An 11,348-nucleotide genomic window follows, 5' to 3' on the forward strand; every position below is an offset into this window, starting at 1 on the left:
GTGTGCCGTGGGCCAGGTCGATGCAGCGTCGGTAATTCTACTTCTTCGTGAGCTCGTACTTCTCGGTCGTGTTGAGTATAGGAGTTCGCCCAGCAATCCGTTTCCTGCCGCACATCTCTGCGCAGTCCGTGGTCCTCCTTTCCTGGTTTAAACTCACGTTTTCCGTTCGTACAATCTCAGCACCTGACGTAACTGATTCCTCTGAAGAATTGGCAAGCGTGCCAATCTTCCTATGAGTATGGCGCTGCTATCTTCTTTAGACCAAGCCTGAGGTATGACTTTGTTCAACAGAACGTGGTCTTGAAATATTTCTTGCTTATGAGGAGATGCCGATGAATCGCCCCCATCGTTCACGACAGTATTACGGTAGGGGACCTATGCGTTATCACGTTATACCGCTATGCCTTATTGTCCTTTGTTGGTCCGGCCTCCGGAGTTGGGATTCATTGGCAGGCATGCCTGAGTCGGAAATGGCAAGCGGAGCGAAACGTACACTTGTCGAGGGGACGTATCAATTGTCGCCTCCTGCCATTCAGTTCGACAAGGACGGCACGCTCCATGCCGCATGGCTCGAACAACGCGGTGACGCACGATCCGTCAAAACGATGCGAGTCTCTCAAGATCTCCATCAAGAGGCGGTACAGGTGAATCCCAAGGAGGCCGAGCCAAATGCGCTACATCAAGCTCCCGGCCTGGCCGTCGGGCAGGACGGCCGAATCTTTGTGAGTTGGTCGACGGCCAAAGCGTCTGACGCGCCATTTGCTTCTGATCTGCGATTGGCACGATCGGTGGATGGAGGCCGGACCTTCGAACCGCCGATTCTTGTGAATGACGATAAGCAACCCATTGGCCACGGATTCGAGTCTGTGCTGGTGGATCGGCAAGGCGGGGTGAACATCGCGTGGCTGGATAATCGTCACAAAAGTAAGAGCGGGGCCGGAGCGGTCTTTGGCGGCTCTCATGATGGCGGGAAGGGTGTGGAGACGAACGTCGCTATCGATGATATGGCGTGTCCCTGCTGCCGTCCCATGCTCACGCAAGCGCCCGATGGAAGTATCTGGGTCGCCTGGCGGAAGACATTTGAAGGCAACGTTCGGGATATCGTGGTTGCCAGATCGATTGATCAGGGGCGATCGTTTTCGGCTCCCATCCGAGTACACGAGGATAAATGGGTGTTCCCGGCGTGCCCTCACCGAGGTCCTTCCATTGGTTTCGATGGGGCCGGCCGATTATATGTAGCCTGGTACACAGAAGGCACCGACGAGCACCCCCAGGTGTTCCTCTCCGTGTCTGATGACCAGGGACAAACCTTCGCGACGCCCGTGTCACTCCATGCCTCGACCACGTCGCTTCCGGATCAATTACGGATGGCCGTGGCCCCTACTGGAGCCGTTGTGGCGGTGTGGGAAGAACTCACCGGCGTTCGCAAGCGGATCGTGATGCGCGTCTCGCTTGATCGTGGCCGTACATTCGGCTCTCTTCAAACGCTCAGCACGGGCGCCAATGCCGAATTCCCTACCGTGGCGATTCATGAGTCCGGTCAGGTGGCCCTCAGTTGGAACGAACACGTCTGGCCGAATAATCGAATTGTGGTGTTGCTCGAGCGTCTGAGCGATCACAAATAGCGTGTTGAGCCACACGAATGCGTGACGCCATATTTACGATAGAGCGCCGGGGAAATGCCTCGAGCTGCTTCAAAGCCTGGGCAACGGTTTCAGTGGCCGTCTATGCCCTGCTGCTGGTGCTCTCCGCAGCGTGCTCGCTCGACGCAACATTGGATGATCATCACCACGCTCATGCAGACTCCCACTCATCTGCCCACACGACCTTATGCAACTGGTCATGCCAACTCTCTTCGTCGCCGGCGATCATCAGTCTGGGTGGCCGCACCCTGCCCGATATAGTCCTCACGGCCATTCCAATTGTATTGAATCAAGGCCAGCACACGGGAGCCGAAATACTCCCGGACATGCGAGGCCCTCCTCCGCACCTCTCTGAATCCTAGCGTCTAACTTCCACAGTCCATTCCTCGGCAGGCCATGAGCTCGCGTGGGCCATACCTTGCGCGCTTGGGCAAAACTTGCCGACGAGTTGGACGTCGCGTGTGCCTAAGGAGGGTGTAATGAAAAGCCATGTGTACTTCGTATCGCTCGCATTGTTAACCAGTGTGATTTTCCTATCGGCCTCTATTGTAAGGGTACAGGCCCAGGAGGAGTCCGGTTCCGTTCCCGCGCAGGAATCGGACGTCATGAACATCGATCCCGTCGTCGTCACGGCGACGCGAACACAACGGTCGCTGTCCGATATTCCCGTGAGTGTCTCGGTAGTGACTCAACAGGACATCAAGGATGCGCCCGCTCTGGGCACGGACGACATTCTCCGCACCGTTCCGGGTATCAACATGCCGTTTCTGAATAGCTTCACGCAACATCCGACCGGCAACCTACCGGGAATGCGAGGCCTGGGTGAGCTTCGGGCGCTGGTCCTTGTGGATGGCATTCCTCTGAACGATCCCTTTTTCGGATACACCCAATGGAACATGGTGCCGAAAGAGACGATTGAACAAGTGGAGGTCGTCCGTGGAGGCGCGTCAAGCTTGTGGGGCAATTTCGCTATGGGAGGCGTCATCAATATTATCACTCGCAATGCCCAACCGAGAACGGTGAGCCAAAGCTTGCTGGGCGGATCGAATGCGTCGATTCGAAGCAACACCTATGTCAGCGATCGGATCAATGATCGTTTTGGCATCAGCGCGAATGTGAATTACAACCAGACCGCGGGCTATACACCACAACAAGCGGACATGCGTGGGGCCATCGATCAAAATGCGAGCAGTGCGAATGCGAATGTGCAATTCAAAGCGGATTATCAATCGCCAGATTTCAAATGGTATGGCCGAGCCAACTACTATAACAGCAGTCAAAACGTCGGCCGCGCGCTGGCCGATAATCAGCAGAATACGGTGAACTTCCAAACGGGAGGAACGTGGAAATTAAGTGAGCCGGAGACGTTCGAGGCCAATGTGTTCTATTTACAGCAGCAGTTTACGACGAACAATCCTTCCCTGGTGACACCAGGGGACCGGAACTCAGATTTTCTTTCAAATCTGCATCAGATCCCCGTTACCAGCATCGGCGGCTACACACAGTATTCACGGGAGCTGAATGAGACCTTTCGTTCCTTTCAGCTAGGATTGGACTTTCGGCAAATCCAGAGTGTCGACCGCGCGCAACTCTATAGCGCGCCCGGAGCCAGTCCCACCACTCTGAACGGGTATGGCAATCAAATGTTTGTGGGTGCATTCGGCCAAGCCAGCGTCTTTCCTATACCGAAGCTGGAACTCTTGGGCAGTCTGCGGATGGATTTCTACAGCAACTATGCGTCCAAGCAGGAAGCCTCTCCAGGCGGAACCACGAACTTTCCGAACGAGAGCAAGGTACAGCTGAATCCTAAACTCGCGGCACGCTATGAAATAAATGAACCTTTGGCCATCCGGGCCGCTGTGTATCGGGCCTTTCGAGCGCCCACGCTTGATGCGCTCCACTACAATTTTATAGCGACCGGATTTAGCTTGCTGAGCAACCCTCAGTTAGGTCCCGAGACCATGTGGGGTGGCGACACGGGTCTCGATGTCCATGTTGGTCGATTCAAGGGGCAAGTCAATGTCTTTTGGAATGAGGTCAGTAATGCCATTACACCGATCACTATCAGCTTCTTTCCTGTGTTCACTCAACAATGGTTCAATGTGGGCGCGCTTCGGAGTCGTGGGCTCGAACTCATGGGCGAGGTGGACCTGGCACAGTACTGGTCGGTTATTTTTGGGTACACCTATACGGATTCGACCATCACGTCGAATCCGCTCGATCCCAGTGTGGTGGGCAATCGCAATCCGAATATCCCACTTAATTTTGAGACGGCAACGTTGCGGTATCGAAAACCGCAGGGGCTTGATTTCGCCTTTCGCATGCGAGCACTCCAAGACATCTATGCGACAACGGACAATACGGTCAAGCTCAGCAATCAGTTCATTCTGGATGTTAGCGGTTCGTACCCCATATATAAGAACATCAGCGCATTCGTCATCGGAGAAAACATTCTCAACGATCAATATCTGGTCTCGATCGTCGGCGCCAATTGGATGGGGGCACCCCGGCAATTCTTCGGGGGTATAAATTTCACGCTATAGATGACCAATTAGTGAAATCAGGTCCACTGCGAACTGTAAGAAGGCTTGTCAAAGATAGATTGCGAATACCGCAGGGAAGCTTCCGAGGGGTCGGAGGCTTCCCGATCGGTTTAGTACATGATCAGCTCCTTTATTCCACACACGAGATCAGCTTAAATGGCCAAGATTGTTTTCAAGGATCATTAGCGATGCGGCCTCGTCGACTTCGGCGTTTGCGGCTCCACATGAGTACGCCTGTGGCAAAGATCACAGGACAAGCCAGTCCGGCGGCAAAAACCGCAAGACGACCAGGCCAGCCGAATGCCTGTCCGGAATGCAGCGGCCACTGCCAATCCAGAAACGACTCGCCAGCCGTACGCCTCATATCGGGGGCGCGCGCCTCCAGGATGGCGCCGCTGTACTGATCGATGACGATCCACCGCTCCGACCAAAAGGCACTCAGCTCTGGTACCTGACGAAAAGCTACCAGATAGACACCTGTCAAACTTTCAGGAGGAAAGATCCCATAGAGATTTCCGCCGGAGTATCGGCTCGTTGCGATATCCCATGCCTTCACCACTCCGATCGGTAACCTCCCACGGGAGGGTGATGACAGCAGCCGTGCCGACGCGCCGCGCGTGCCGGGGGAGAGCCATTGAATAACCTGCACAAACGCATCGTGCAGATTCATGGACACACCTGAAAGCAGCACGACGCCCAAGACTAGCGACGGATAGAGCGAAAAGACTTTGTGCAGATCAAAGGTGACCCTGACGGCAGTTGCCGGTCGCCGAATGGTAAAGGCCTGCCGCCACTTGCCAGTGAGCGGCCACCAAAGGATGAATCCCGTGGCGATTGAAACGAGCAGCAGCAACGCCCCGATCGCTACGATCGTTTGACCGGTTTCGCCGGACAGCAGCGTAAAGTGTAGTTGAAAGACCGCCTCGATGAGATAGGCCGGTACCACCTCGTGGGTCCCAAATTCTCGCGTGCCCGTCACGGTCGCCGTATAGGGATCGACAAAGACGCGTCGCTGAGCCAAGGAAGGCTGCATGTAGGAAATCGAGAACACTCCCTCACGCCCATGTTGGCCCATGACCGCCAGGATTCGGCTCTCAGGCTCGACCATACGCTCGGCCGCCGCGATAATCTCGTTCAGCGGCCGTTGAATGGATCGACTATCGGACGGCACCGCCGTTAGCAGAGCGGGATTTAACCAGGCGTCGAACTCGTTCATAAATACAAGTACACTCCCGGTCAGGCCCACGATGACCAGCAAGGCCCCGACAGATAGCCCTAGCCACAAGTGAACCCGTAGCCAGCGCGTACGCCAGGCATTCGCTTGGTTTCGCGTTCTTGATGCGGTTTCAATCATCCCTCCTTTTGGAGGGTTCACTGGTGACACGCCGGCCTCAGATTTCATAGATACACTCGTTTTCCAGACACACCACGAAGAACTCCCTCAGCACTGAAACTACAGGGCATATTGAATGGAACCAATAAACATGCGGGGGATATCGACATTCAATGAAAAGCGATCGTTGAGCGTGCCACCGTACAAGTAATCGTTTGCCAGGTTATAGGCGTTGAGCTGAAAGCTCAGCCGGGATTCCAAAATTGACGGCCGATACCGAACCATGGCGTCGACGCGCGCTTGGCTCGGTAGGTAAAACGTGTTTGTGTTATCGCCCGCCCGCTTGTCCTGGACAAAGACACCGGCTCCAAGACTGAGGCCTTGCCAGAGTCTGGCCTGCGGTTCATAGCGGGCCCAGAGGCTGCCAGCGTTCGTCGGAACATTCCAGAGCCGCTTGCCTTCGTTATCGCCGGTCAGGGATCGAGCATCCGTATAGGCATAGGTCATCACCAAACTGAGCCCCTGAGCAATCTGTCCGGATACGTCGACTTCGATGCCCTTACTGCGGGCTTCTCCGATGGGCGTCGAAAACGGCAGGCCTGCCACGGGAACGGCCATATTTTGCTTGGTCAACTGATAGACCGCCACACTGGAATGGAGCCGTCCCCCGAAGAACGAGGTCTTGACGCCGCCCTCGAACTGCTCCCCGATCTCGGGTTTGAGCGTGTTCCCCGACGCGTCGAACGCGGCATTGGCAGCGCCCAATGATTGGGCGTAGTTCCCGTAGAAGGACAACCACTCCCACGGCTGATAGACGATCCCCGCGCGCGGGCTGAAGCGTGAGTTATTGATCGTCTTCACGGCGGCTGCTGCGGACGCCAACGACTGATCGGTGCCGAACGCGGTGCCGGTACCTTGTGATGCCCAGTCATAGCGTCCGCCGCCCAAGAGGTGCAGTTTGTCGAAGAGCGTGATTTGGTCTTGCGCATAGAGACCAGTCCAATCAACCTTTTGATCGATGAAAAAATTGTAGGGCTGCAGCGATTGATTGTTGGTGCTGTACTGGGGAGTGAAGATATTGATCGGGGATGCGTCCGCGCTGATGGAGTTAACCTTTGCAAAGTTGCCATAGTATTCCCACCCGGCCAGCATCTTGTGAGCAAGTGGCCCGGTGACAAACTTGCCTGTGAGATCGACCGTGCCCATGTATGTATTGTTCACGGCATTACCCCGATAAAAGCCCCGCTGCAACTCGCCCGTCAGCTCATTGAGGCTTGTCCCGAATGTTTGGGGATCGCCCACATTTCTCCGAAAGTAGTTGAAGCGGGCGCGTGCCTGCCAGTCAGCCGTGAACGCATGGGTCAGGCTAGCGACGGAATTGTAAACGTCCATCCGGACCTTGTCCGTCGGTTCCCCTAAAAATCGAGACCTCGGGAGTGGCGCCGGCCCCGTCCCAAGGGCCACGATGCCGTAATCCTCGCGCGTCCCTTCTCCTGAATACATGAAATCGACGTCGAGCTGCGTCCGCTCTGTCACTCTCCAGGTCACGGTCGGAGCGGCGAAGGTTCGAGTATGAAACCCAAAGTCGCGATAGGACTCCTTATTCAAATACTCAAAGTTGATCCGATAGAGAAGCGTGCCGCTTTGGTTTAGTTTGCCGGTCGCATCGGCAAGTGTTTGATACTCGGCATAGGAGCCGAAACGCTGTTGGAGCGAATAATAGGACTCCGCTTGAGGCCGCTTAGTGACCAGATTGATCATGCCCCCCGGCTCGACGCGACCGTAGAGGTTCGCTGCGGCGCCTTTCACTACTTCGACTCGCTCAATGTTGGCCAAACTAAGCCGGACAGCGGGAACGCGGAATCCGTCACGGTACGACACGTACCCAGTATTGAACCCACGAATCATGAATTCTTCGGCGAGGCCGCCGAATGTAAAGCCCGGAAAGACGCCGCTGACATTCTTGACCGCATCACCGATCTGGATTGCCTGTTGGTCCCGGAGGACTGCGCGGGGCACCACCTGAACGGCGATGGGTGTCTGCATGATCGGCACGTTGCTGCGATTGGCTGTAGATGCGTTCTCGCGGGTATAGCTGGGATCATCGGGAGCATCCTGATCGCGAAAGATGGGCGTCCTGACATCAATGACATGCACTTCCGGGAGTTCCATCGCGTCCGGCGTCATTTCAGTCATAGCGCGATCCGCCGGACCGTCGCCCAGCGGAACTTCCTGTGCATACAGTCCGGTCGCAGCGGCGATGTAAACCGAACCGCCTGCCACCAGCGCCGCCAGTAGGAGAGTTCGGCTCGAGCCTGGTGTTGAAGAGATAAAAAGGGAACGGTTCAAGCTGAGAAAATGAACGGACGGTCGGATAGGTCGAGGCATAATTTCCTTTACACAGCGTCCGATTCGCGTCGGAGCTCATTCGGTCATGCTGAACACGGGACCATGGCGCAGCTCGGCAGACTCGGATTCGTGCCGATCCGAACGTATGACACCCTTGGCTGCCGCCATTTCGGCGGAAGGTCAGGGTGGATCCCGCAATCTGGTCAGTTGAACTTAGTAGCTGAGGAACGGAGGACCGCGGCCGTGGGCAGCAATCAGCGGCCGGCGGCCAAAGGAGACGACAAGTAGGAACAATGGCACGAAGAACGATACGAGGATCGGTAGGCGAGGAACTTCAGGCAGCGTGTACGCGTTGACATCTTTGCAGACTGAACAGGCCCACGCCACCAATGGCGCAACATTAAATCGTCCATGATTACAATGCGCATGATCATTCGCACTATGAAGATGAACCGTACGATCTGCCGTTAGCTCAAGATCAAAAAAGCAGGCTTCCGAGATGGTTCCAGCGATGAGGCGGATGCCGATGAGGAGGCAGGCTAATAAAAAAACAGGTAAGGCTTTCCGACCTTCTCGGGTGTGCCTATGCAAATACCGCAGAAGGTCCGTCACCACGTATCCTTATGTCCGGCGTTGACTACCAGAAGGCCTCCGCTTCGAGCGTCCCTGAAGGGCCGGGGCCCGGAGGGAGGCACCTCCGGCACCCCGGACAGATCCGGAAGAAGAGTGCGCAACTCCCGGACCTGGGAACGAACAGCATCCATCACTTCTTGTTTTGCCCTTACAGACTCCGCCCACAGATGTTCTCTCTAGAGATTTGGAGAGGACGCAATAATAAACGTGAATCTGATCATCAGTTCCTCGGTGGCGACGTGCCACCCATGAGAAGTAATTGCAGCTAGGTCAAACGTTGAAGATTTCTGCTAAGTGGAAGGCTGAAGAGGGGGACCGCGGGGGTGAATTCTTTCGGTCTGACGGACTGAAGTGATTATGGTCCTCGGTAGCAGTTCTTGAAACCCAACCGTCTTAGCCGTCACGGACGGAGGTTGAGAAATCAGCGCTGCATGGGACGTCGCTTGGCAATACCAGGCACAGAGTGTTGAATGAGAGGAGTTTTGCTTATGATGATTATGTCCGACATTCGATACAGTATGAGTAAAGAGGCAGCCAGTGGATAACCCTGCGAGGGCGACATAAAGCAGGACCACAAAGCCCGCAAGGACGGTACAAACGTGCTTTCGAGATGAAATCATAAGACGCTACGTGCCACCTATACGCTGATCGCTATAGCTTGTCTACAGACAAATGACGACGAATGACCAAGAGACTTCTGCACAAGAAAGCACAAGCAATCACTCATGACTAGATAGCTGATACTTCTCAGGCTTGCAAATCGTGTAACTTTTCCGGCCCTATTCCTCAGATGCTTCTAACCCTAGTACCGGTACGTATTTGTCGTCAAAATTCGGCTTTTTTCGCTCGAACCTAACTCATCTGGTCTTTGCGTTGCCTCTCCAGCCCTAGTCCCGTCATTTGATTTATTTCGGAATGCTCTGCTTTATTTCTCCGCTTGTATTCACCCCGATGTCCCTAGCTGTCCCTAGCAGGACACATCTGGCCTGAACAGGGTTCTATTCAGTAGAGCATGAATTTACTAAGCTCCGCGCCAACCTCGTGCGTGAGAAGGGGGATTCGAATGAAGGCATTGCTGAACGTGAAAGAATTGGCGAGCGCCCTCGGAGTCAGTGTCAAGTCTGTCCAGCGGGCCTATCGAAGGAAAGAGATTCCCGTGCAGTGGTTATGTCGCACAGCGCTCTTCGATCTCGATGACGTGCGCCGCGCGATGACCCTCAATGGTGAACGACGCTTCGAAGCTCCTGTGGGAAGCACTGATGAGTCCGGCGCTGCCGGCGGCGCCAGCCGGCGGCGCGCGGGGTCGAACAGCCCCCGAACGGTAAAACGGGGGCGTAAATTCCAACCGAGTACACGGAGGCGTTCATGAGTTGGACCTGTTTGGTTGGCTGGCTGCGATTCACGGTTCCGCAAGCGATTGTCGATGAAGTGATGACGCTCATGGGAGGCGACTGGGTGGCCGATGAGAAAGGCTTTCTCGGCTATGGACGCAGTTGGATCTGTCGCGGACAGACCGGCGGCTACGGCCGCATCGGGACCGGTGCGAAACGGGCCCCCCAGGAAGTGCACGTGGATCTCTCGCAAGAACTACTCAGCGGCTGGACCTATCAACAATTTCAGGCGGTGGCGCAATGGGTCTTCGCGAAAGACGGGCATTTCGGACGCCTGGATGTGGCGCTCGATGATCGCAGTGGGATCATCGATGTGGACGGGATCTATGTTGCCGTGGTGGCCGGCCACTGTGTGTCCCACTTCCGCAAATCACAGCTCATTGCCGGCCTTGATGTGGGGTCTGGCGCGGACACCGGCAAGACCCTCTGCATGGGGTCCCGGCAGTCCGATACCTACCTGCGCATCTACGATAAAGCGGCCCAACAGCAGAGCAAAGGGATCGTGGTGGAGGGTCCGTGGGTCCGGTGGGAAATGGAATGGAAAGACGAACGGGCCCAGGCCGTGGGCTTGGCCCTGTCCGTCCTCGATCAGGAGCGGTTTCAGGCCTATATCGTCGGCGTGTTCCGTACGGCCCTCGATTTCCGAGACTGCACGCGGGCCGATGATCCCAAAGATCGCTACCACGCCCCCCTTTTACCCTGGTGGAAGACCCTGACCGAGGGCATGCAGCGGGCCAAGTTGGAGGTGGTGAAGGCGGTGAAGAAGATCGAAGACGTGAAGCAATGGGCGGCGAAAAGCCTCTCCCCCATGCTGGGGTTGCTGTGTGTGCATCCGGAAGCCGGTGAACGCTGGTTAGTCAGCACCATTATCGAAGGAGTGGAACGATGGCGCGCCAAGCATTACGCGCTCTTGGCCAAAGGCCAAGACGCCCAACAAGTTCTGAAGAAGGTCCGGTGGTGGAAGCCGACCGACGGCTTCGCTGCCGGCTGTGCGAGCACGGCACCCTAAGGCTCTACATGTGCGGGCCTCGGTTGCGGGGCCGGTGTCGGAGTTGTGGCACCGTGTTCGTCTTTTTATGGTCCCACCTCCAGCAAGGCTGGTTCCGGTGGGACGGAAGGGAGCGCTGAGATGTCCAGATTCGTGGGGCACTGTGTGGTCATGGGGGTCAAATCCCGACCCAGTCAAGACGGCAAACGGATCTTTCGCAATGCCGTGCTCTACTTCGAGGAGGATACGTCCACCCTCGAAGCGAGCGTGTCCGAAGACCATGAGCATCTCTACAAGCTCATGGAGGCCAACAAGATGAAGCCCTGTCAGATTACAGTGAATCTGCGGGAATTCAAAGGGCAACGGTTTCTCGATGTGACGGGCTATCAGCCGGGACTCGTGGCACCTGGGGCCAAGGGCCCGGAGAAGTAGAGCCAATCATGAAGGGAGACAGGCATGACATGGACC

General features: G+C 55.9%; 6 protein-coding genes. 4 read left to right on the forward strand and 2 right to left on the reverse strand.

Annotated elements, in window-relative coordinates:
* Window positions 1–455 precede the first annotated feature (455 nt).
* Both NSJP_RS14375 and NSJP_RS14380 read left to right on the forward strand, forming a co-directional pair.
* A complete protein-coding gene (locus tag NSJP_RS14375; protein ID WP_172834362.1) occupies window positions 456–1,625 on the forward strand; it encodes a sialidase family protein in 1,170 nt (389 codons plus the stop codon).
* A 497-nt stretch (window positions 1,626–2,122) separates the two neighbouring features.
* Window positions 2,123–4,186: a TonB-dependent receptor gene (locus NSJP_RS14380; RefSeq protein WP_080887562.1), complete on the forward strand. Its 2,064-nt coding sequence runs from the start codon at window positions 2,123–2,125 to the stop codon at window positions 4,184–4,186.
* Between the two features lie 172 nt (window positions 4,187–4,358).
* Here the strand turns inward: NSJP_RS14380 and NSJP_RS14385 are convergent, their stop codons facing one another.
* On the reverse strand, window positions 4,359–5,588 hold the full coding sequence (locus NSJP_RS14385) for a PepSY-associated TM helix domain-containing protein (RefSeq protein ID WP_080887563.1): 1,230 nt from the start codon (window positions 5,586–5,588) through the stop codon (window positions 4,359–4,361).
* 51 nt (window positions 5,589–5,639) lie between these two features.
* A complete protein-coding gene (locus tag NSJP_RS14390; protein ID WP_197685425.1) occupies window positions 5,640–7,715 on the reverse strand; it encodes a TonB-dependent siderophore receptor in 2,076 nt (691 codons plus the stop codon).
* Window positions 7,716–9,866: 2,151 nt separating this feature from the next.
* Between NSJP_RS14390 and NSJP_RS14400 the strand changes: the two genes are divergently transcribed.
* Both NSJP_RS14400 and NSJP_RS14405 read left to right on the forward strand, forming a co-directional pair.
* On the forward strand, window positions 9,867–10,901 hold the full coding sequence (locus NSJP_RS14400) for a replication initiation factor domain-containing protein (protein WP_080887566.1): 1,035 nt from the start codon (window positions 9,867–9,869) through the stop codon (window positions 10,899–10,901).
* 120 nt (window positions 10,902–11,021) lie between these two features.
* Window positions 11,022–11,312 carry a hypothetical protein gene (locus tag NSJP_RS14405; RefSeq protein WP_080887567.1) on the forward strand — a complete coding sequence of 97 codons (291 nt, stop codon included), beginning with the start codon at window positions 11,022–11,024 and terminating at the stop codon, window positions 11,310–11,312.
* Window positions 11,313–11,348: the final 36 nt, after the last annotated feature.

The sequence above is a fragment of the Nitrospira japonica genome (assembly GCF_900169565.1).
GTDB lineage: Bacteria > Nitrospirota > Nitrospiria > Nitrospirales > Nitrospiraceae > Nitrospira_C > Nitrospira_C japonica_A.